We start from the raw sequence: 19,394 nt of genomic DNA on the forward strand, positions 1-19,394 counted from the left end.
TACACCGATGCCGGACATCACCCCGAGGACCTCGGACGAGGATCTCGCCAAGCGGCTGACCCACCCCGGCCGCCCGCTCAGTAACGGCTACGACCCCCGCTGGGTCGTCGAGAACCAGATGGGCCCCAACGCCCTCTGGCTGCTGGAGTGGCTGGCCCCCGCCCTCGGGCTGGACGCCCTGCGCCCGTGCGCCCGCGTCCTGGACCTGGGCTGCGGCCGGGCGATGACCTCCGTCTTCCTGGCCAGGGAGTACGACGCCCAGGTCACCGCCGCCGACCTGTGGATCGCACCCGACGACAACGCCCGGCGCGTGGCGGAGGCCGGTTTCGCCGACCGGGTGCTGCCGGTGCGCGTCGAGGCGCACGACCTGCCGTTCGCCGACGGCGGCTTCGACACGATCGTGAGCGTCGACGCGTACCAGTACTTCGGCACGGACGACCTCTACCTGCCCACGCTCACCCGGCTGCTGAAGCCGGGCGGCCGGATCGGCGTCGTCGTGCCGGCGCTGCGCGAGGAGCCGGAGGGCGTGGAGCCGCCGGAGCACCTCGCGCCGTGGTGGGAGCCCGACTACTGGTGCTTCCACTCCGCCGGCTGGTGGCGCCGTCACTGGACCCGCAGCGGGGCCGTCGAGGTGGAGACGGCCGACTGGCTGGACGACGGCTGGCGGGACTGGCTGCTGTGGTGCGAGGTGGTCGCCGAGGAGAGCCCGGAGGAGTTCCATCGCACGATGGCCCGCCGGGTCGCCGAGATGCTGCGGCAGGACGAGGGCCGCGCGCTGGGCTTCGTACGGCTGGTGGGCCGCCGCCCGCGCTGACGCGCCGAGGGGGACGCATCACGGTCGATGCGTCCCCCTCGGGGTGTACGGCTACCGGCTCAGCCCTCGCTGACGCCGAGCTTCTCGAGGATCAGCTCCTTGACGCGGGCCGCGTCGGCCTGGCCGCGCGTGGCCTTCATGACCGCGCCGACCAGGGCACCGGCCGCGGCGACCTTGCCGGAGCGGATCTTGTCGGCGATGCCCGGGTTGCCGGCGATGGCCTCGTCGACGGCGGCACCCAGCGCGCCCTCGTCGGAGACGACCTTCAGACCGCGCTTGTCGACGACGTCGTCCGGGGTGCCCTCGCCCGCGAGGACGCCCTCGATGACCTGTCGGGCCAGCTTGTCGTTCAGGTCGCCCTTGGAGACCAGCTCCGAGACACGGGCCACCTCGACCGGGGTGATCGACAGCTCGTCCAGCGACTTGCCCGACTCGTTGGCGCTGCGCGCCAGTTCACCCATCCACCACTTGCGGGCGGAGGCGGCGTCGGCACCGGCGTCGATCGTGGCGACGATCGGGTCCAGGGCACCGGCGTTGAGGATCGCCTGCATGTCGAGGGCCGTGATGCCCCACTCCGCGAGGAGCCGGGTACGACGGGCCAGCGGCAGCTCGGGCAGGGCCGCCCGGATCTCCTCGACCCACTCGCGAGAGGGGGCCACCGGAACGAGGTCCGGCTCGGGGAAGTACCGGTAGTCCTCGGCCTCCTCCTTCACGCGGCCCGAGGTCGTCGACCCGGTGTCCTCGTGGAAGTGGCGGGTCTCCTGGATGATCGTGCCGCCGGACGACAGCACCGCCGCGTGCCGCTGGATCTCGAAGCGGGCCGCGCGCTCCACGGACCGCAGCGAGTTGACGTTCTTCGTCTCCGAGCGGGTACCGAACTTCTCGGTGCCGTTCGGGCGCAGCGACAGGTTCACGTCGCAGCGCATCTGGCCCATCTCCATACGGGCCTCGGAGACGCCGAGCGCCCGGATGAGCTCGCGCAGCTCACGGACGTACGCCTTCGCCACCTCGGGGGCACGCTCGCCCGCGCCCTCGATCGGCTTGGTGACGATCTCGATGAGCGGGATGCCGGCGCGGTTGTAGTCGAGCAGCGAGTGCGAGGCGCCGTGGATACGGCCCGTCGCGCCGCCGACGTGCGTCGACTTGCCGGTGTCCTCCTCCATGTGGGCGCGCTCGATCTCCACGCGGAAGGTCTCGCCGTCCTCCAGCTGCACGTCGAGGTAGCCGTTGAAGGCGATCGGCTCGTCGTACTGGGAGGTCTGGAAGTTCTTCGGCATGTCCGGATAGAAGTAGTTCTTCCGGGCGAAGCGGCACCACTCGGCGATCTCGCAGTTCAGCGCGAGACCGATCTTGATCGCCGACTCGACGCCGGTCGCGTTGACGACCGGGAGCGCGCCGGGCAGGCCGAGGCAGGTGGGGCAGGTCTGCGTGTTGGCGTCCTGACCGAGCTCGGTCGAACAGCCGCAGAACATCTTGGTCTTGGTGCCGAGTTCGACATGGACCTCGAGGCCCATGACGGGGTCGTACGACGCGAGAGCGTCCTCGTACGACACCAGGTCGGTCGTGGTGGTCACGGTGAAACTTCCCTCTCAGCCCAGCAGGACGTCGTCGTCGCCCAGCCGCTTCAGCTCGCGGTAGAGGATGGCGAGGCCGGTGGCGATGGCGGCGGCGGACACGGCGGCGTCGATCAGGCGCAGCGTGTCGCTCTCCACGCGGGCCTTCTTGGCCTGCTTGGCGACGCTGACCGCACCGAACGCGGTGGTGGCCATGGACAGGTACAGACCGGACTTGGACTTCTTGAAGTCCTTGGCCTTCGACAGCTTGCTCACAGCGACGGTGCCTCCTCCAGGAGCGGGTGCCCCCACTTTTCCACGAAGGCCGCCTCGACGGCCGCCCCGACCTTGTAAAGACGGTCGTCCTTCAACGCCGGGGCGATGATCTGGAGACCGACGGGGAGGTTGTCCTCCGGGGCGAGACCGCACGGCAGCGACATGGCCGCGTTGCCCGCGAGGTTGGTGGGGATGGTGCACAGGTCCGCGAGGTACATCGCCATCGGGTCGTCGGCGCGCTCGCCGATCGCGAAGGCGGTGGTCGGGGTCGTCGGGGAGACGATCACGTCGACCTGCTCGAAGGCCTTCTCGAAGTCGCGCGTGATGAGCGTGCGGACCTTCTGGGCGCTGCCGTAGTACGCGTCGTAGTACCCGCTGGAGAGCGCGTACGTGCCCAGCATGATGCGGCGCTTGACCTCGGGGCCGAAGCCCGCCTCACGGGTGAGGGAGGTGACCTCCTCCGCGGAGTGCGTGCCGTCGTCGCCGGTCCGCAGGCCGTAGCGCAGGCCGTCGAAGCGGGCGAGGTTGGAGGAGCACTCGGACGGCGCAATCAGGTAGTACGCCGACAGGGCGAGGTCGAAGGACGGGCAGTCCAGCTCGACGATCTCGGCGCCCAGTTCCTTCAGCACCTCGACGGACTCGTCGAAGCGCTGGATGACGCCGGCCTGGTAGCCCTCGCCGCGGAACTGCTTGACCACGCCGACGCGCATGCCCGCGACGCTGCCGTTGCGGGCGGCCTCGACGACCGGCGGGACCGGGGCGTCGATGGAGGTGGAGTCGAGCGGGTCGTGCCCGGCGATGACCTCGTGCAGCAGGGCCGCGTCCAGGACCGTACGGGCGCAGGGGCCGCCCTGGTCGAGGGAGGAGGAGAAGGCGACCATGCCGAAGCGGGAGACCGCGCCGTACGTCGGCTTCACGCCCACCGTGCCGGTGACGGCGGCCGGCTGGCGAATGGAACCGCCGGTGTCGGTGCCGATGGCGAGGGGGGCCTGGAAGGAGGCGAGCGCGGCGGAGGAGCCACCGCCCGAACCGCCGGGGATCTTGGTGAGGTCCCACGGGTTGCCGGTCGGGCCGTAGGCGCTGTTCTCGGTGGAGGACCCCATGGCGAACTCGTCCATGTTGGTCTTGCCGAGGATGACGACGTCGGCGGCCTTGAGGCGCTTGGTGAGCGTCGCGTCGTACGGCGGGATCCAGCCTTCGAGGATCTTCGAACCGACGGTCGTCGGAATGCCCTCGGTGGTGAAGATGTCCTTCAGCGCGAGCGGGACGCCGGCCAGCGGGCCGAGCTTCTCGCCCTTGGCGCGCTTGTCGTCGACGGCACGGGCCTGGGCGAGCGCGCCCTCGCGGTCGACGTGCAGGAAGGCGTGCACCTTCTCGTCGACGGCCTCGATGCGGGCCAGGTGGGCCTCGGTGACCTGGACGGCCGTGAGCTCGCCGGAGGCGATCTTCTCGGCGGTCTCGGCCGCGGTCAGCTTGATGATGTTGACGTTGTCCGTCATGGCGATTAGTCCTCCCCCAGGATCTGCGGCACCTTGAAACGCTGCTGCTCCTGGGCCGGGGCGCCGGAGAGCGCCTGCTCGGGGGTGAGCGACGGACGGACCTCGTCCGCCCGCATGACGTTCGTCAGCGGGAGCGGGTGCGAGGTCGGCGGTACGTCTTGGTCGGCGACCTCGCTGACGCGTGCGACCGCGCCGATGATGTCGTCCAGCTGTCCCGCGAAGTGCTCGAGCTCTTCGGGCTTCAGCTCCAGACGCGCCAGCCGGGCGAGGTGGGCGACCTCCTCGCGCGTGATGCCAGGCATGCAGCGATCCTCTGGGGTGAGTGTGTGTGGTTTGGGGCCAATCCTATGGGGCGGGGACGTGTGGCCGTGAAACGGTTTCCCCGCCCCCGCTCGTGGTCGCCGGCGGCGCCCGTCCCGGACCTCGCTCTTCATGACGTGGGGAACCGCGCGACGAAGGGCGGCATGTCGCGCACCCGCGGCGCGAGATCGGTGCGGTGCTCAGACGAGGAAGAGCAGGACGGCGCTGATGAGGACGACGACCGCCGTGGCGAAGTGGATCCCGAAGGCCACCGCCTTCGTGCCGCCGTGCCGCAGCACTATCAGCGTGTCGAAGAGCGGCACGAGCGCCACGGCGAGCATGAACCAGGCCTCCGCGCGGACGCCGGTGAAGAACAGCAGGGCCAGGCCCACCAGGCCGAAGGTGCCGTCCCGCAGGCCCTTGACGGCGAGATAGGCGCCGGCATCGCCCTCCGGCCGGGCCGGGACGCCGTAGCCGGTGGCGGCCGCGGCGGGCTGGAACAGGAACCGGTAGCCGAGGAACACGCAGAACAGATTGAGCACGACGGCCAGGGTGTACGCGGTCACGGTCATGACTTGACTCCTCGCTAGCATTGCTAGGGACAAGAGCGAAGCTAGCAGAGCATCGACAATCACGCTAGCACTGCTAGAATTCCTGCATGTCGATTCAGACGCGCAAGGAGCGCGAACGAGCGGAACGCGAGCGGCTGATCGTCACGGCCGCACGGGAACTGGCGGAGGCGGAGGGCTGGGACGCGGTGACGACCCGCCGGCTCGCGGCGGAGATCGAGTACAGCCAGCCGGTCCTCTACAGCCACTTCAAGGGCAAGGACGCGATCATGGCGGCGGTGGCGGTGCAGGGCTGCGCCGACCTGGCGGACGAACTGCGCGCGGCCCGTACGGCGGCGAAGGGCACGCGCGCGGCGCTCGCGGCGGTGGGCGAGACGTACACGGGGTTCGGCCGACGGCGACCGGCGCTCTACGACGCCATGTTCACGTACCGGGTGGACCTGCCGTTCGCCACGGAGGAGGCCCCGGAGCCCCTCAAGCGGGCCTTCGGGGAGATCGCGGCGGCGGTGGAGCCGATCGCCGGGGAGGGCGAGGACCTGGGGGTCCTGACGGAGACGTACTGGGCGGGCCTGCACGGTCTGGTGACCCTGATGCGCAGCGGACGGCTACCGGAGAGGGACCACGACCAGAGGCTGGCCCTCCTGATCGGACACTTCACAGCAGACGCGCCCCACTGAACCACTCAGATGCAGCGCGCCCGCCCCCCAGGGGGCGCGGGGAACTGCGCGACCAGCCACGACGACACCGCAACCGAACGACGGCACGTCACCCCTCGCGGCACCTGCCTACTCGGCCGCCGGCAACGCCGCCCGCGGGCGCTGCCACCCGCGCGACCCTCGCGCCAGCAGCCACGCCGTCGTCTCCTCCGGCGGCATGGCCGCGGCCACCAGCCACCCCTGCACGGCGTCGCAGCCCAGGTCGCGCAGCCGCTCCCAGGTCTCGTCGTCCTCGACGCCCTCGGCGACCACCAGCAGGCCCAGCGAGTGCGCCAGATCGACCGTGCAGCGCACGATCTCGGCGTCCTCGGTGTCCACCGCCAGTCGGGCCACGAACGACCGGTCGATCTTCAGCTCGCTCACCGGCAGCCGTCTGAGGTGCACCAGGGACGAGTAGCCGGTGCCGAAGTCGTCCAGCGACATCTTCACGCCGTGCCCGGTCAGCCCGGCCAGCGTGTCCGCGGCCCGCTGCGGGTCCTCCAGCAGGACGTGTTCCGTTATCTCCAGTTGGAGCGCTCCCGCCGGGACACCGTGCCGGGCCAGCCGCGCGGCGACCGAGCCCGCGAAGCCGGGGGTGTGGACGTCACGCGGCGAGACGTTGACGGCGACCGGCACGTGCAGCCCCTGGGCCCGCCACCGGGCGACCTGCCCGAGCGCCGTCTCCAGCACGTACTCCGTCAGATGCGGCATCAGCCCCGACGACTCGGCGATCGCTATGAACTCGTCCGGCGGCACCTTCCCACGCTCCGGGTGCACCCACCGGACCAGGGCCTCGAGCCCCGCGACCTGGCCGTCGAAGCGGACCTTGGGCTGGTAGTGCAGTTCGACCTCTTGGGCGTCGAGCGCTCGGCGCAGATCCCCCAGCAGGCCCAGCCGGTCGGGGGTGTTCGAGTCGCGCTTGGACTCGTAGACCTCGACGCCGGTGCGGTCCCGCTTGGCCTGGTACATCGCCACGTCCGCACGCCGCAGCAGTCCCTCGGCGTCGAGAGCGTGGTCCGGGAAGACGGCCACACCGGCGCTGGCTTCCAGGACCAGGGTGAGGCCGTCGAGGTCGAGCGGGGAGCTGAGGGCGGTCACGAGACCGCGGGCGACCCGGGTCGCGGACGTGGTGGAGTCGGCGACCGGCAGTAAGACGGCGAACTCGTCGCCGCCGAGCCGCGCGGCCTCCGCCCCGCGCGGCAGTGCCAGCCGCAGCCGGTCCGCTATCTGCAACAGCAAGCGGTCACCGGCCAGATGACCGAGTGTGTCGTTGACCGATCGGAACCGGTCGAGGTCGATCAGCATCAGGGCGGACCGGGCGCCGATGCGCTCGGCGTCGTCGAGCGCGGTCCAGATGCGTTCCAGCAGCCACTGCCGGTTGGGCAGCCCGGTCAGCGGATCGCGCAACTGCTCCTCCGCCCGGGCCCGGGCTATCCACAGGGTCGAGTCGAGGGCGACGAGCGGAATGGCGAACAGCGGCAGCAGCAGGGGCTTGGCGATGGCGACGACGCACACCAGCGGTGCGATGCCGAGCAGCGCGACCGCGACCAGGCCCTGCCGGACCAGCGCGGTGCGCTCCACGGTGGGCAGGCCGCCGCGCGGGGCCTGGAGGTACCACAGCAGGACCCGGGTGACCGCGAGATAGGCGGCGGCGACGAGCACCACGCCGGGGGCGGTGTAGAGCGTCCAGGTGTCCGGATTCCAGGGGTTCTCGACCGTGGGCACCCGGCCGAAGGCGGCCAGCACCACGGCGCCGGCGGCGATGCCGAGGATGTCCACCGCGCCGTGCAGGACGCCCTGACGCCAGCGGTTGCGGCGGGCCACCCCGACCAGGACGACGACGGTGAGGCTCACCATGCCGGCCGGCACCCAGCCGTACAGCATCAGCACGGCGAGGGTGAGGGCGGCGCCCGAGCCGGTGCCGCCCCACCAGCGGGCCCGGCCGAGGGCGACCAGATGGCCGACGATGACGCCGGTCAGCACGGCCAGCGACCAGCCGACCGTGCCCGACGGGAAGAGGGCGTGGTGGTCCGTGAACGCCCGGTAGAACCCGGCGCCGAGGACGAACCCGGCCGCCGCGACGACCGCCGCGGGCAGCGCGGGCCAGGACAGGTGGCGTTCGTGGTCGGGGTGCGCCGGCCCGGTGGTGGGCTCGACGCCGATCTGTACGGTGGTGCGGGCGTCCGGCACGGTGCGCGCCCCCGCGGCGCCCCCCGCGACTCTTTCCGCCCGCGAACGCTCCGCGGTCCGCACCGCCCACCCTCGCCATGCGCCGGTCAGCCGGCGCAACCGTGAGTGGGGGGCGGCGCTCTCGGTCGGTTCCATTCCCGTCCCTCTCACAGCCGGCGGTGCCCACGCCACGCGGCCCGATGCCCGAAATCGACCTTCAACGGCACCGCGTTGGAAAGCCCTTCCCCTCACCCTCCAAAGCCCTTCAAGAGCAAGGGGATGCCCCAACCGCAGCTGGGCACGGCAGGCGCACATCTCAACAGTAGGCCGCAGAAGGCTTCCACGGGCAGCGGTCGTCGACGGTTGCCCGAATGCGCCCCAGCCACCCGTATGCATCTGGTATGCGTCGATCGGGGCGCCTTCAACCGTTACTCCTCCACGGGGAGGGCAACTTCGGCCGCCGCGTCCGGCCCCTGCTCCAGCAGCACATTGAAGCCGTCCTCGTTCAGAACAGGCACCTTGAGCTGCATCGCCTTGTCGTACTTGGACCCGGGGTTGTCACCCACCACAACGAAAGATGTCTTTTTCGAAACGGAACCGGTTACCTTCGCTCCGCGGCTCTGGAGCGCGTCCTTGGCGCCGTCGCGCGTGAAGTGCTCCAGTGTGCCGGTGACGACGACCGTGAGCCCCTCCAGCGGACGCGGCCCCTCGTCCTCCCCGGAACCCTCCTCCTCCATGCGGACGCCGGCCGCCCGCCATTTGCGCAGGATCTCCTGGTGCCACTCCTCGGCGAACCACTCCTTGAGCGAGGCGGCGATGATCGCCCCGACGCCGTCGGTGTTCGCCAGCTCCTCCTCGCTCGCCTGCTCGATGCGCTCGATGGAGCGGAACTCACGGGCCAGCGCCTCGGCGGCGACCGGACCGACATGACGGATCGACAGACCGGTGAGGATCCGGGCCAGCGGGCGCTCCTTGGCGGCGGCGATGAACTCCAGCATCGAAACCGCGTTCTTCTTCAGCTCACCCTGCTGGTTGGCGAAGACCGTGGCGATCTTCTCCTCGCCGGTCTTCGGGTCGCGCTTGGGCAGGCCGCTGTCCTGGTCGAGGACGTACGCCTTGATGGGCAGCAGCTGCTCGGGGCTCAGGTCGAACAGGTCACCCTCGTCGACCAGCGGCGGATCGGCGGGCTCCAGCGGCTTGGTGAGCGCCGCCGCGGCGACGTAGCCGAAGTGCTCGATGTCCAGCGCCTTGCGGCCCGCGAGATAGAACAGCCGCTCACGCAACTGGGCCGGGCAGGAGCGGGCGTTCGGGCAGCGCAGGTCGACGTCGCCCTCCTTCATGGGCCTGAGCGCCGTACCGCACTCCGGGCACTCGGACGGCATCACGAACTCGCGCTCGCTGCCGTCGCGCAGGTCGACGACCGGTCCGAGGATCTCCGGGATGACGTCACCGGCCTTGCGCAGCACCACCGTGTCGCCGATCAGGACACCCTTGGCCTTGACCACGTCCTGGTTGTGCAGGGTGGCGAACTCGACCTCCGAGCCCGCGACCGTGATCGGCTCGACCTGCGCGTACGGCGTGACCCGGCCGGTGCGGCCGACACCCACGCGGATGTTGACGAGCTTGGTGTTGACCTCTTCCGGCGCGTACTTGTACGCGATGGCCCAGCGCGGGGCACGCGAGGTCGACCCCAGACGGCCCTGGAGCGGGATCTCGTCCAGCTTGACGACCACTCCGTCGATCTCGTGCTCCACGGAGTGGCGGTTCTCGCCGTAGTAGGCGATGAACTCGCGGACGCCGTCGAGGTCGTCGACGACCTTGTTGTGCGTGGAAGTGGGCAGGCCCCAGGACTTGAGCAGGTCGTACGCCCCGGAGAGGCGGGACAGGCCCTCGAAGCCCTCCAGGGCGCCGATGCCGTGGACGACCATGTGCAGCGGAAGGGTCGCGGTGACCTTCGGGTCCTTCTGCCGCAGCGAACCCGAGGCGGAGTTGCGCGGGTTGGCGTACGGCTTCTCGCCCGCCTTCACCCGGCGGGCGTTGAGCTCCGCGAAGGCCTCCATCGGGAAGTAGACCTCGCCGCGGATCTCGACCAGCCCCGGAACAGGGTCGCCGGTCAGGCGGTGCGGGATCTCCGCGATCGTCATCACATTGGGTGTGATGTCCTCACCGATCCGGCCCGTACCACGGGTGGCCGCGCGCGTGAGCCTGCCGTTCTCGTACGTCAGGTTCACCGCGAGGCCGTCGACCTTGAGTTCGCACAGGAAGTGGTACCCGGGGGTGCCGACGTCCTTGTGCACGCGCTCGGCCCAGGCGGCGAGCCCGGCGTCGTCGAACACGTTGTCGAGCGAGAGCATGCGCTCGCGGTGCTCGACCTCGGCCAGATCCGTCTCGAACTCGATGGACACCTTCTGCGTCGGCGAGTCCGGCGTGCGCAGCTCCGGATACTCGTCCTCCAGCGCCTCGAGGGTGCGCAGCAGCTCGTCGAACTCCGCGTCACTGACGACCGGAGCGTCCTTCACGTAGTACCGGAAGCGGTGCTCCTCGATCTGCTCAGCGAGCTTCGCGTGCTGCTCCCGTGCCTCGGTGGGCACCGTCGTCTCCGCTTGCTTGTCGCCGGCCACCGTGTTTCCTCCCGTTACTCTGGGTTGTCCGCGAGGGATCTCGCCGCCCGGACGCAGTGGGCGAGAGCCTTGCGCGCGTACTCGGGAGAGGCCCCCGCGAGTCCGCACGACGGCGTGAGCGTGACCGCCTCCGCGAGAAGCCCCGGAGCCAGCCCCAGCCTGCGCCACAGCGTCCTGACACCCATGACGCTACCGGCCGGGTCTGACAATGGGCCGTCCGTGCCGGGGACGACACCGGCGAAGAGCCGGGTGCCCGATTCCACCGCCTCGCCGATCGTGTCGTCGTCACGCTCGGTGAGAAGGGAGAAGTCGAAGGAGATCGCCGCCACGCCCGCCCGGCGCAGCAGGGCGAACGGGACGTCCGGTGCGCACGAGTGGACCACGACGGGGCCGCCGCCGTGAACCCCGACGACGTCGCGGAGCGTGGCCTCCACGATCTGCCGGTCCACGGCGCGGTATGTCCGGTATCCGCTGGCGGTCCTCACCTGCCCGCGCAGCACGGCGGTGAGGGAGGGCTCGTCGAGCTGCAGCACGACCCGGGCGCCGGGGATGCGGCGGCGGACCTCGGCGAGGTGCTGCCGCAGCCCCTCGGCGAGCGAGGCGGCGAGGTCGCGGCAGGCGCCGGGGTCGCCGAGCGCGGCCTCGCCGTTCCTCAGCTCCAGCGCGGCGGCCAGCGTCCACGGCCCCACGGCCTGCACCTTGAGCAGGCCCTCGTAGTCCTGGGTGAACTCCTCCAGCGCGTCGAGGTCCTCCCCCAGCCAGGACCGGGCCCGCCGGGTGTCCCGCCCCGGGCGGTCGCCGATCCGCCAGCCGCTGGGCTCCACGCGCGCGTACAGCTCGACGAGCATCCCGGCGGTCCGCCCGATCATGTCGGCGCCGGGCCCGCGGGCGGGCAGTTCGGCGAGGAACGGGAAGTCCTCGAAGGACCCGGTGACGGTCTTGGCGGCTTCCCTGGCGTCGCCGCCGGGCATGGAACCGATGCCGGTGGCGGGGGCGAAGGTGGGGTTTGCGTTCACGCCCAGAAGCCTATGTTTTCCGCCCCCGCCGCCCCTACCCGTCCCGTCCTTCCGGGGCTCCGCCCCGGACCCCGCTCCTCAGAAGTGGGAGGGGCTGAAAACGGCAGACGCCGGAGGGCTGAAAACAGCAGACGCGGGAGGGGCTGAGGCATTGAGCCCGTCCGGCGTTTGAGCACGAGGCCGTTCAGGCCGAAGCGGGGGGCGGCAGCCCCCGTGGATGGGACAGGTAGGGACGGTGGGGGCGGGAAGGTCAGCGGCCCGGGCGCACCGTCAGGTCGTTGACCTCGGCGTCCCGCGGCAGGTCAAGGGCCATCACGATCGTCGTCGCCACCGACTCGGGGTCGATCCACTGCGCGGCGTCGTACTCCTTGCCCTCCTGCTGGTGGACCTTGGCCTGCATGGGGCTCGCCGTACGGCCGGGGTAGACCGAGGTGACGCGGACGCCATTGCCGTGCTCCTCATGACGGAGCGAGTCCGCGAGAGCCTTCAGACCGTGCTTCGAGGCGGCGTAGGCGGACCAGTCGGCGTGGGCGTTGAGGCCGGCGCCGGAGTTGACGAAGATCACATGACCGCGGGTGGTGCGCAGCTGCGGCAGGAAGTGGCGGGTCAGCTCGGCCGGAGCGATCAGATTGACGTTGAGCTGGTGGCGCCATGACTTCGGGGTCAGGTCGCCGACCGGCCCGAGGTCCACGACGCCGGCGATGTGCAGCAGGGAGTCCACCCGGTCCGGCAGCGACTGGTGGGAGAAGGCCCAGGACAGCTTGTCCGGGTCCGCCAGGTCGCCGACCAGCGTCTTCGCGCCGGGGAACTGTGCCGCCAGTTCCTTCGCGCGGCCCGCGTCGCGCGCGTGGAGCACGAGTTCGTCCCCGCGCGCGTGCAGGCGGCGGGCGACGGCCGCGCCGATGCCGGAGCCGGCTCCGGTGATCACATGTGTAGCCATGCCCGCCATGCTCGCATCAGCGGAGGTTCACTCCACGCCCCGGCTCTCCTCCAGGTACGCCAGTGCCCCGACCGGCTCCTCGGCGAAGAACACCAGGTCGGTCAGCGGGCGGGGCAGGAAGCCCTCGTCCTCCATCCGGCGGAACTGCTCCTTCAGGCCGTCGTAGAAGCCCGCGGTGCTGAGCAGGACCACCGGCTTGTCCGTGTGGCCGTGCTTCTTCAGCTCCAGGATCTCGGTGGCCTCGTCGAGCGTGCCCGTGCCGCCGACCATGATCACCACGGCGTCGGCCTTCTCCAGCAGCAGGCGCTTGCGCTCGGCGAGGTCCTTGGCGATCACCATCTCGTCCACGCCCGGACGGACCTTGGCGGACAGGAACTCCACGGAGACCCCGACGAGCCGGCCACCCGCCTCCTGCACCCCGTCCGCGACGACCTTCATCAGCCCGACGTCGGAACCGCCCCAGACGAGCGTGTGACCGCCCTTGCCCAGCAGCTTCGCGAACTCGCGCGCGGGGCGGGTGTAACGGTCGTCGAGGTCGGCGGCGGAGAGGAAGACGCAGATTCGCATGCAGCCACCGTACGCGGGAAGAACCCGGCGCCCGCGCGCGCTATCCGGATATGGCTGATGGACACACGATCACGATCGAGCAGGCCACGCGACGCGTGCGGGCCGTTCACGGCGACCAGGTCCTCGCGGAGAGCGACCGCGCCCTGGTCCTGCGCGAGACGGGCTGTCCCGCGCGCTACTACATCCCCGCCGAGGACGTACGACTGGAGCTGCTGACGCCCTCCGAGACCCACACCTACTGCCCCTTCAAGGGCACGGCGTCCTACTGGTCGCTGCCGGACGCGGCGGACCTCGTCTGGTCCTACCCGGACCCGAAGCCGGACGTCACCGAGATCAAGGACCACCTCTGCTTCTACGAAGTCGAAGTGTCGTGAGCGATTAGTTCCGCGTCGTACGGCAATCTCCACAGACATGGATAAGAACACCAAGTCGGCCGACGGTACCTCCATCGCGTACGAGACCAGCGGTGACGGCCCGGCGGTGATCCTCGTCAGTGGGGCGATGTCCACCGGGGGCACGGTGGCGCCGCTGGCCGTGCCCCTGTCGGAGCACTTCGAAGTGGTCGTGTACGACCGGCGGGGACGCGGTCAGAGCGGTGAGGCGTCGCCGTACGCCGTGGAGCGCGAGGTCGAGGACCTCGCGGCGCTGATCGACGCGGTGGGCGGCGAGGCGGCGCTCTACGGCACCTCCTCGGGCGGCGCGCTCGTGCTCCACGCCGCGGCGAGCGGGCTGCCGGTGCGTCAGGTCGCGGTCTACGAGGTGCCGTTCGCGGTGTACGAGGGCGGGGCACGGGAACGCGCCGAGTACACCGAGCGGCTGACCGAGGCGCTGGGCGAGGGCCGCCGCGGGGATGCCGTCGAGCTGTTCCTGCGGCTGACCGGGATGGCCGAGCAGATGATCCAGGGCGCCCGTCAGTCCCCCATGTGGGCCGGGATGGAGACGATCGCGCCGAGCCTGGCCCACGACAACGCCGTGATGGGCGACGGTCTGGTGCCCCGGGACCGGCTCGCGTCGATCAGCGTGCCGGTGCTGGCCGTCGCGGGCAGCGCGAGCCCCACGTGGATGCACGAGGCGGCACGCGCGGTCGCAGAGACGGTGCCGGGCGGGTCGTACCGGAGCCTTGAGGGGCAGACCCACATGGTGGAGCCGGATGTGCTCGCGCCGGTGCTGACGGAGTTCTTCGCGAAGTGACCGGGCGGAACCACCGGGGCGCGACGTGAGCGGGCGGGACCGCCGGGCCGGAGTGAGCGGGTCGGACCACCGGGCGCGACGTGAGCGGGCGGGTCCGCAGTGTCGCGAGGTGACCGGGTGGAACCGGAGTGCCGCGAAATGACCGACCCGTGGGGACCGCAGCGCCGTGACGTGGGCGGGCGGTCCCGTCGGGGTCTCAGACGGTGGTCGGCGTCGCCCGCACCGTGGACGCGATCGTCGCCGAGCCCACCACGCGCGTGCCGTCGTACAGCACGATCGCCTGGCCGGGAGCCACGCCGCGGACCGGCTCGGTGAAGGTGACCTCCAGGGAGCCGTCGATCAGCTCGGCGGTCACCTCGGTCTCGCCGCCGTGGGCGCGCAGCTGGGCCGTGTAGGTGCCCGGGCCGGTCGGGGCCGCGCCGCACCAGCGGGGCTTGATCGCGGTCAGCCCGGTCACGTCCAGGGAGGCCGCCGGGCCGACCGTCACCGTGTTGTTCACGGGCGAGATGTCCAGGACGTAGCGCGGCTTGCCGTCGGCGGCCGGGGTGCCGATGCGCAGGCCCTTGCGCTGGCCGATGGTGTAGCCGTACGCGCCCTCGTGCGTGCCGAGCTTGGCTCCGGACTCGTCGACGATGTCGCCCTCGGCCTTGCCGAGGCGGTCGGCGAGGAAGCCCTGGGTGTCGCCGTCGGCGATGAAGCAGATGTCGTGCGAGTCGGGCTTCTTGGCGACCGCGAGGCCGCGGCGCTCGGCCTCGGCGCGGATCTCGTCCTTGGTCGTCAGGGTGTCGCCGAGCGGGAACATCGCGTGCGCGAGCTGCTTCTCGTCCAGGACGCCGAGGACGTACGACTGGTCCTTGGCCATGTCGGAGGCGCGGTGCAGCTCGCGGGTGCCGTCGTCGTTCAGCACGACGGTGGCGTAGTGGCCGGTGCACACGGCGTCGAAGCCGAGAGCGAGCGCCTTGTCGAGCAGGGCGGCGAACTTGATCTTCTCGTTGCAGCGCAGGCACGGGTTCGGGGTGCGGCCGGCCTCGTACTCGGCGATGAAGTCCTCGACGACGTCCTCGCGGAAGCGGTCGGCGAGGTCCCACACGTAGAACGGGATGCCGATGACGTCGGCGGCGCGGCGGGCGTCGCGGGAGTCCTCGATGGTGCAACAGCCCCGCGCGCCCGTGCGGAAGGATTGGGGGTTCGCCGAGAGCGCGAGGTGGACGCCGGTGACGTCGTGGCCCGCTTCGGCCGCGCGGGCGGCGGCGACGGCGGAGTCGACCCCGCCGGACATGGCGGCGAGGACGCGGAGGGGGCGGGAGGGCTGCGCGGTGTCAGTCATAACCCTTCCAGGGTACGGGGGCGCGGGAACCAGGGCTGCCGAGTATCCGTTGACGATCACATGGGACAGCGGAAGGCTCCGAAGGACGGCGACCGGAAGGTCGGGCGTCGTGCGTTGCTCATCGGCGGGACGGCGGCCGCGGTGGGCTCGGCCGTGCTGGCCCGCGACGAGCTGGCGCGCCTGTGGTGGCGGGTGCCGGGTGTGGAGAAGCCGCGCAAGGAGGGCGAGGTCGACTTCGCGGGCGCCCGCTGGGTGGCGGCGTCGGACGCGAACTGGCGGCGCGCGGACCGGCCCGACGACTACGGCATAGACATGGTGGTCATCCATGTCACCCAGGGCAGCTTCGACAGCGCGGTGAAAGTGTTCCAGGACCCGGAGCACGGGGCGGCCGCGCACTACATCGTGCGCAAGGACGGCCACATCACGCAGATGATCCGCGAACTGGACGTGGCGTACCACGCGGGTAACCGCGACTACAACGAGCGCAGTGTCGGCATCGAGCACGAGGGGTTCGTGGACCGGCCGCAGGACCTCACGGACGAGATGTACGAGGCGTCGGCGCGGCTGACGGCCCGGATATGCGCGCGCTACGACATCCCGGTCGACCGCGAGCACATCATCGGGCACGTGGAGGTGCCGGGGACCGACCACACGGACCCCGGCAAGCACTGGGACTGGGACCGGTACATGAAGCTGGTACGGGCGGCTCGTACGGCGAAGGCGTAGCCGCTTACGTCAGGCCGGCCGCCCTTGCCCGCTCCACCGCCGGGCCGATCGCCTTGGCGACCGCTTCGACGTCGGCCTCCGTGGAGGTGTGGCCGAGGGAGAAGCGCAGGGTGCCGCGGGCCAGGTCGGGGTCGGTGCCGGTGGCCAGCAGGACGTGGCTGGGCTGGGCGACGCCCGCGGTGCAGGCGGAGCCGGTGGAGCATTCGATGCCCTGGGCGTCCAGGAGCAGGAGCAGGGAGTCGCCCTCGCAGCCCGGGAAGGTGAAGTGGGCGTTGGCGGGGAGCCGGCCGCCGGGTTCCGGGTCGCCGCCGAGGATCGCGTCCGGGACCGCCGTACGGACCGCGTCGACCAAGGCGTCGCGCAGGGCGCCGATCTCGCGGGCGAACCACTCGCGCTGTTCGGCGGCGAGGCGGCCGGCGACCGCGAAGGAGGCGATGGCGGGGACGTCGAGGGTGCCGGAGCGGACGTGGCGTTCCTGGCCGCCGCCGTGCAGGACGGGGACGGGGGTCTGGTCACGGCCCAGCAGCAGGGCGCCGATGCCGTAGGGGCCGCCGACCTTGTGCCCGGAGACGGTCATAGCGGCGAGGCCGGACTCGGCGAAGTCGACGGGGACCTGACCGAATGCCTGGACGGCGTCGGCGTGCAGCGGGATGTCGAACTCCGCCGCCACGTCGGCCAGTTCGCGGATCGGCATGACGGTGCCGATCTCGTTGTTGGCCCACATCACGGTGGCCAGGGCGACGTCGTGGGGGTCGCGGGCGATGGCCTCGCGCAGGGCGTCGGGGTGGACGCGTCCGTGGGAGTCGACCGGCAGGTACTCGATCGTGGCGCCCTCGTGCTCGCCGAGCCAGTGGACGGCGTCGAGGACGGCGTGGTGTTCGACGGGGCTGGCCAGGACGCGGGTGCGGGTCCGCGCCGGGTCGGCGTCGCGGCGGGCCCAGTACAGGCCCTTGACCGCGAGGTTGTCGGCCTCGGTGCCGCCGGAGGTGAGGACGACCTCGCTGGGGCGGGCGCCGAGTGCTTCCGCGAGGGTCTCGCGGGCCTCCTCGACGGTGCGCCTCGCGCGGCGGCCGGACGCGTGAAGGGAGGAGGCGTTGCCCGTGACGCTCAGCTGGGCGGTCAGCGCCTCTGCCGCCTCCGGGAGCATGGGGGTCGTCGCGGCGTGGTCGAGGTAAGCCATGGTGGCCACGATTCTAAGGGGCGCCGGTAAGGGGCCTTGTGTCAAGGTTGGCCGGCCGCGGCCAGGGGTGCTCCCCAAGCCTTCCCCGCTGGAATCGGTGCCCTCGTCGACCTGTGCGACGACCGCCCTAGAAGCTCCAGGACAGCGTGCTGTCCATCTGCATGAACGCCAGCAGAACCAGCAGGTCGGCGACGCCCAGCCCCATGCCCAGGTACGCCCGGCCCTTGCGGCCGGTGCCACGCCACAGGGACGCGGCGGCCAGGACGATGGCGGTCGGGCCGAGGAAGAGGTTGAAGACCAGCAGGCCGAGCAGTCCGAGGATGAAGGACGCCACGGCCATGCCGTCGGCGTCGCGGGTGCGGCCGCGCGCGCCGGGGCGGGCGGTGGCCGGTGCGGTGAGGTGCATGAGTGTCAGCTCCTGGGATGTCGGTCGGATTCGGTCGGATCCGGTCGGTGAGGTGGGCCGGTGGGTCAGTTGCGGCGGGCGTGACGCTCGCGGGCGGCGAAGACGGCCAGCCAGACGGCGATCACACCGGCGGCGACGACGGTGAAGGCGAGCGGGGCGTGGGCGACGGCGCCCAGCACGACGCCCAGCAGCAGGAGCGCGGCGACGAGGAACAGCATGGGTCGGATCCCCCTCCGAGATCTCTTGTGGCGATCTCTCTCGTTACGTTTCGGTGAACAGTTGTAGTAACAGTTGTTCACTGACTCCAAGTCTAGCGCGCCCTGCGGCTTTTCAATTCCAGAGAACAGTTGTTAACTGCATGGTATGAGTCACACCCTCGGCCTTCGGCAGGCCCAGAAACAGAAGACCCGACAGGCGCTGCTGGACGCGGCGTTGGGACTGCTGGAGGAGCAGAGCCTGAGCAGCCTGGGCCTGCGTGAGGTAACCCGCGCCGTCGGCGTCGCGCCGACCGCCTTCTACCGGCACTTCCGCTCCACGGCCGACCTCGGCGTCGCCCTGGTCGAGGAGGCGCTGGGCAGTCTGCACCCCATGATCCGCACCATCGTCTCCTCGGTCGGCGACAGCGACCGACGCATAGAGAGGGCCGTCGAGTTGATCGCCGGCCATGTCGAGACGCATCCGGCCCATGTGCGCTTCATCGCGCGCGAGCGGCACGGCGGGGTGCAGTCCGTGCGGAAGGCGATCCAGGACCAACTGGCCCTGTTCGCCGAGGAGGTGAAGGAGGCGCTCGCCAAGGACCCGCTCTCCGAGGGCTGGAACGACGACGACCTGCTGATGCTCGCCCACCTCTACGTCGACCAGATGCTCATCACCGCCTCGCTGTTCCTGGACGCCCTGGATTCCCCGCAGGACGAGCGGCACCGCGTTGCCCAGGCCGCGACCCGGAGGATGCGGCTGATCAGCATCGGCCGGGAGCACTGGCTGGACTGAGCGCCGGCAGCACGAACAGGGCGGCACCCCCGGTCATCGGGAGTACCGCCCTTATCCGTGCAGTACCGCGTCGCGCGTCAGCCCTCGGTCGCGGAGGCCACCGCGCTCGGCGCACCGCTCGGGGCACCGCTGGGCGCGACCCCGCCGCCCTGGCCGCCACCGGGACCACCGCCGCAACCGCCGCCCGGTCCCCCACCGGGACCACCCTGACCCCCGCCCGGAGCACCACTCGGCGCACCGCTGGGAGCACCGCTCGGCGCCCCCGACGGCGCACCGGAGGCACCGGCCGCACCGGCCGCACCGGCCGAGGGCGCACCGGCCGAGGGCGCACCGCTCGGCATGCCGGAGGGCGCGCCCGACGACTGTTGGCACGACTGCTGCTGCCCGGAGCCGCCGCCGTTCGACGTCGACGACGAGTCGCCGGACCCGCAGGCCGCCAGGGCCAGGGGTGAGAGCGCCAGCAGGGCGACGACGGGGAGGAGACGCGCACGCTTCATGAGAGACCGCTCCATGGAAGATGAGAAAGTCCTGGAGCGGGAACTCAACCAACCCCGG

General features: G+C 71.2%; 21 protein-coding genes. 6 read left to right on the plus strand and 15 right to left on the minus strand.

Features of this window, described 5'->3' with window-relative positions; all coding sequences use genetic code 11:
• Positions 1 to 7: 7 nt before the first annotated feature.
• Complete coding sequence (locus ACGFW6_RS18365) at positions 8 to 814, plus strand: SAM-dependent methyltransferase (protein ID WP_393510345.1); 807 nt, start codon at positions 8 to 10, stop codon at positions 812 to 814.
• A 59-nt stretch (positions 815 to 873) separates the two neighbouring features.
• Here the strand turns inward: ACGFW6_RS18365 and gatB are convergent, their stop codons facing one another.
• The 5 genes from gatB to ACGFW6_RS18390 all read right to left on the minus strand — a co-directional run bounded on the left by gatB (position 874) and on the right by ACGFW6_RS18390 (position 5,014).
• Positions 874 to 2,388 (minus strand): Asp-tRNA(Asn)/Glu-tRNA(Gln) amidotransferase subunit GatB, encoded by a 1,515-nt coding sequence (gene gatB / locus ACGFW6_RS18370; protein ID WP_393510348.1) that lies wholly within the window; start codon positions 2,386 to 2,388, stop codon positions 874 to 876.
• 15 nt (positions 2,389 to 2,403) lie between these two features.
• Entirely contained in the window at positions 2,404 to 2,643 is a 240-nt protein-coding gene (locus ACGFW6_RS18375; protein WP_147993895.1) for a hypothetical protein, read from the minus strand.
• Positions 2,640 to 4,142 carry an Asp-tRNA(Asn)/Glu-tRNA(Gln) amidotransferase subunit GatA gene (gene gatA / locus ACGFW6_RS18380; RefSeq protein WP_393510351.1) on the minus strand — a complete coding sequence of 501 codons (1,503 nt, stop codon included), beginning with the start codon at positions 4,140 to 4,142 and terminating at the stop codon, positions 2,640 to 2,642. Before gatA ends, ACGFW6_RS18375 begins: the two co-directional genes overlap by 4 nt.
• A 5-nt stretch (positions 4,143 to 4,147) precedes the next feature.
• The gene (gene gatC, locus ACGFW6_RS18385) at positions 4,148 to 4,444 is read right to left on the minus strand and encodes an Asp-tRNA(Asn)/Glu-tRNA(Gln) amidotransferase subunit GatC (RefSeq protein WP_007384860.1); all 297 of its coding nucleotides are present in this window, start codon (positions 4,442 to 4,444) and stop codon (positions 4,148 to 4,150) included.
• A gap of 198 nt (positions 4,445 to 4,642) precedes the next feature.
• Entirely contained in the window at positions 4,643 to 5,014 is a 372-nt protein-coding gene (locus ACGFW6_RS18390; protein ID WP_393510354.1) for a DUF4267 domain-containing protein, read from the minus strand.
• Between the two features lie 86 nt (positions 5,015 to 5,100).
• Between ACGFW6_RS18390 and ACGFW6_RS18395 the strand changes: the two genes are divergently transcribed.
• Positions 5,101 to 5,688, plus strand: a complete 588-nt coding sequence (locus ACGFW6_RS18395; protein ID WP_393510357.1) for a TetR/AcrR family transcriptional regulator — start codon at positions 5,101 to 5,103, stop codon at positions 5,686 to 5,688.
• A 108-nt stretch (positions 5,689 to 5,796) separates the two neighbouring features.
• Here the strand turns inward: ACGFW6_RS18395 and ACGFW6_RS18400 are convergent, their stop codons facing one another.
• The 5 genes from ACGFW6_RS18400 to ACGFW6_RS18420 all read right to left on the minus strand — a co-directional run bounded on the left by ACGFW6_RS18400 (position 5,797) and on the right by ACGFW6_RS18420 (position 13,019).
• Positions 5,797 to 8,031: a putative bifunctional diguanylate cyclase/phosphodiesterase gene (locus ACGFW6_RS18400; protein ID WP_393510360.1), complete on the minus strand. Its 2,235-nt coding sequence runs from the start codon at positions 8,029 to 8,031 to the stop codon at positions 5,797 to 5,799.
• Between the two features lie 272 nt (positions 8,032 to 8,303).
• Positions 8,304 to 10,496 (minus strand): NAD-dependent DNA ligase LigA, encoded by a 2,193-nt coding sequence (gene ligA, locus ACGFW6_RS18405; RefSeq protein WP_393510363.1) that lies wholly within the window; start codon positions 10,494 to 10,496, stop codon positions 8,304 to 8,306.
• A 14-nt stretch (positions 10,497 to 10,510) separates the two neighbouring features.
• Positions 10,511 to 11,467: a methionine synthase gene (locus tag ACGFW6_RS18410; RefSeq protein WP_393510847.1), complete on the minus strand. Its 957-nt coding sequence runs from the start codon at positions 11,465 to 11,467 to the stop codon at positions 10,511 to 10,513.
• Positions 11,468 to 11,762: 295 nt separating this feature from the next.
• Positions 11,763 to 12,461, minus strand: a complete 699-nt coding sequence (locus tag ACGFW6_RS18415) for an SDR family oxidoreductase (RefSeq protein WP_393510366.1) — start codon at positions 12,459 to 12,461, stop codon at positions 11,763 to 11,765.
• Between the two features lie 18 nt (positions 12,462 to 12,479).
• Positions 12,480 to 13,019, minus strand: a complete 540-nt coding sequence (locus ACGFW6_RS18420) for a TIGR00730 family Rossman fold protein (protein WP_393510369.1) — start codon at positions 13,017 to 13,019, stop codon at positions 12,480 to 12,482.
• 50 nt (positions 13,020 to 13,069) lie between these two features.
• On the opposite strand from ACGFW6_RS18420, the gene ACGFW6_RS18425 reads away from it, so the two are divergent.
• Both ACGFW6_RS18425 and ACGFW6_RS18430 read left to right on the plus strand, forming a co-directional pair.
• Entirely contained in the window at positions 13,070 to 13,393 is a 324-nt protein-coding gene (locus tag ACGFW6_RS18425; protein WP_393510372.1) for a DUF427 domain-containing protein, read from the plus strand.
• Between the two features lie 37 nt (positions 13,394 to 13,430).
• Positions 13,431 to 14,210 carry an alpha/beta fold hydrolase gene (locus ACGFW6_RS18430; protein ID WP_393510375.1) on the plus strand — a complete coding sequence of 260 codons (780 nt, stop codon included), beginning with the start codon at positions 13,431 to 13,433 and terminating at the stop codon, positions 14,208 to 14,210.
• 196 nt (positions 14,211 to 14,406) lie between these two features.
• Here the strand turns inward: ACGFW6_RS18430 and mnmA are convergent, their stop codons facing one another.
• Positions 14,407 to 15,537: a tRNA 2-thiouridine(34) synthase MnmA gene (gene mnmA, locus ACGFW6_RS18435; protein WP_393510378.1), complete on the minus strand. Its 1,131-nt coding sequence runs from the start codon at positions 15,535 to 15,537 to the stop codon at positions 14,407 to 14,409.
• A 60-nt stretch (positions 15,538 to 15,597) separates the two neighbouring features.
• On the opposite strand from mnmA, the gene ACGFW6_RS18440 reads away from it, so the two are divergent.
• Positions 15,598 to 16,263 carry an N-acetylmuramoyl-L-alanine amidase gene (locus tag ACGFW6_RS18440; protein WP_393510381.1) on the plus strand — a complete coding sequence of 222 codons (666 nt, stop codon included), beginning with the start codon at positions 15,598 to 15,600 and terminating at the stop codon, positions 16,261 to 16,263.
• Positions 16,264 to 16,267: 4 nt separating this feature from the next.
• Here the strand turns inward: ACGFW6_RS18440 and ACGFW6_RS18445 are convergent, their stop codons facing one another.
• The 3 genes from ACGFW6_RS18445 to ACGFW6_RS18455 form a co-directional block, all read right to left on the minus strand.
• Positions 16,268 to 17,443, minus strand: coding sequence for a cysteine desulfurase family protein (locus ACGFW6_RS18445; RefSeq protein ID WP_393510384.1), 1,176 nt, complete (start codon positions 17,441 to 17,443; stop codon positions 16,268 to 16,270).
• 127 nt (positions 17,444 to 17,570) lie between these two features.
• Positions 17,571 to 17,849: a DUF4190 domain-containing protein gene (locus ACGFW6_RS18450; RefSeq protein WP_393510387.1), complete on the minus strand. Its 279-nt coding sequence runs from the start codon at positions 17,847 to 17,849 to the stop codon at positions 17,571 to 17,573.
• A 65-nt stretch (positions 17,850 to 17,914) separates the two neighbouring features.
• The gene (locus ACGFW6_RS18455) at positions 17,915 to 18,067 is read right to left on the minus strand and encodes a hypothetical protein (protein ID WP_030963311.1); all 153 of its coding nucleotides are present in this window, start codon (positions 18,065 to 18,067) and stop codon (positions 17,915 to 17,917) included.
• A 145-nt stretch (positions 18,068 to 18,212) separates the two neighbouring features.
• Here ACGFW6_RS18455 and ACGFW6_RS18460 point away from each other — a divergent pair, with 145 nt between their 5' ends.
• Positions 18,213 to 18,839, plus strand: a complete 627-nt coding sequence (locus ACGFW6_RS18460) for a TetR family transcriptional regulator (protein WP_393510390.1) — start codon at positions 18,213 to 18,215, stop codon at positions 18,837 to 18,839.
• 77 nt (positions 18,840 to 18,916) lie between these two features.
• Here ACGFW6_RS18460 and ACGFW6_RS18465 read toward each other — a convergent pair whose 3' ends face one another.
• Positions 18,917 to 19,336: a hypothetical protein gene (locus tag ACGFW6_RS18465; protein WP_393510393.1), complete on the minus strand. Its 420-nt coding sequence runs from the start codon at positions 19,334 to 19,336 to the stop codon at positions 18,917 to 18,919.
• Positions 19,337 to 19,394 lie beyond the last annotated feature (58 nt).

The sequence above is a fragment of the Streptomyces sp. Y7 genome (assembly GCF_043195415.1).
GTDB lineage: Bacteria > Actinomycetota > Actinomycetes > Streptomycetales > Streptomycetaceae > Streptomyces.

Excerpts from the sequence above, each read along its gene's own strand:
- ACGFW6_RS18365 (WP_393510345.1), top strand. The coding sequence starts at position 8 with ATGCCGGACATCACCCCGAGGACCTCGGACGAGGATCTCGCCAAGCGG.
- gatA (WP_393510351.1), bottom strand. The coding sequence starts at position 4,142 with ATGACGGACAACGTCAACATCATCAAGCTGACCGCGGCCGAGACCGCC.
- gatC (WP_007384860.1), bottom strand. The coding sequence starts at position 4,444 with ATGCCTGGCATCACGCGCGAGGAGGTCGCCCACCTCGCCCGGCTGGCG.
- ACGFW6_RS18390 (WP_393510354.1), bottom strand. The coding sequence starts at position 5,014 with ATGACCGTGACCGCGTACACCCTGGCCGTCGTGCTCAATCTGTTCTGC.
- ACGFW6_RS18395 (WP_393510357.1), top strand. The coding sequence starts at position 5,101 with ATGTCGATTCAGACGCGCAAGGAGCGCGAACGAGCGGAACGCGAGCGG.
- ACGFW6_RS18400 (WP_393510360.1), bottom strand. The coding sequence starts at position 8,031 with ATGGAACCGACCGAGAGCGCCGCCCCCCACTCACGGTTGCGCCGGCTG.
- ACGFW6_RS18410 (WP_393510847.1), bottom strand. The coding sequence starts at position 11,467 with ATGCCCGGCGGCGACGCCAGGGAAGCCGCCAAGACCGTCACCGGGTCC.
- ACGFW6_RS18415 (WP_393510366.1), bottom strand. The coding sequence starts at position 12,461 with ATGGCGGGCATGGCTACACATGTGATCACCGGAGCCGGCTCCGGCATC.
- ACGFW6_RS18420 (WP_393510369.1), bottom strand. The coding sequence starts at position 13,019 with ATGCGAATCTGCGTCTTCCTCTCCGCCGCCGACCTCGACGACCGTTAC.
- ACGFW6_RS18425 (WP_393510372.1), top strand. The coding sequence starts at position 13,070 with ATGGCTGATGGACACACGATCACGATCGAGCAGGCCACGCGACGCGTG.
- ACGFW6_RS18430 (WP_393510375.1), top strand. The coding sequence starts at position 13,431 with ATGGATAAGAACACCAAGTCGGCCGACGGTACCTCCATCGCGTACGAG.
- mnmA (WP_393510378.1), bottom strand. The coding sequence starts at position 15,537 with ATGACTGACACCGCGCAGCCCTCCCGCCCCCTCCGCGTCCTCGCCGCC.
- ACGFW6_RS18440 (WP_393510381.1), top strand. The coding sequence starts at position 15,598 with ATGGGACAGCGGAAGGCTCCGAAGGACGGCGACCGGAAGGTCGGGCGT.
- ACGFW6_RS18445 (WP_393510384.1), bottom strand. The coding sequence starts at position 17,443 with ATGGCTTACCTCGACCACGCCGCGACGACCCCCATGCTCCCGGAGGCG.
- ACGFW6_RS18450 (WP_393510387.1), bottom strand. The coding sequence starts at position 17,849 with ATGCACCTCACCGCACCGGCCACCGCCCGCCCCGGCGCGCGCGGCCGC.
- ACGFW6_RS18455 (WP_030963311.1), bottom strand. The coding sequence starts at position 18,067 with ATGCTGTTCCTCGTCGCCGCGCTCCTGCTGCTGGGCGTCGTGCTGGGC.
- ACGFW6_RS18460 (WP_393510390.1), top strand. The coding sequence starts at position 18,213 with ATGAGTCACACCCTCGGCCTTCGGCAGGCCCAGAAACAGAAGACCCGA.
- ACGFW6_RS18465 (WP_393510393.1), bottom strand. The coding sequence starts at position 19,336 with ATGAAGCGTGCGCGTCTCCTCCCCGTCGTCGCCCTGCTGGCGCTCTCA.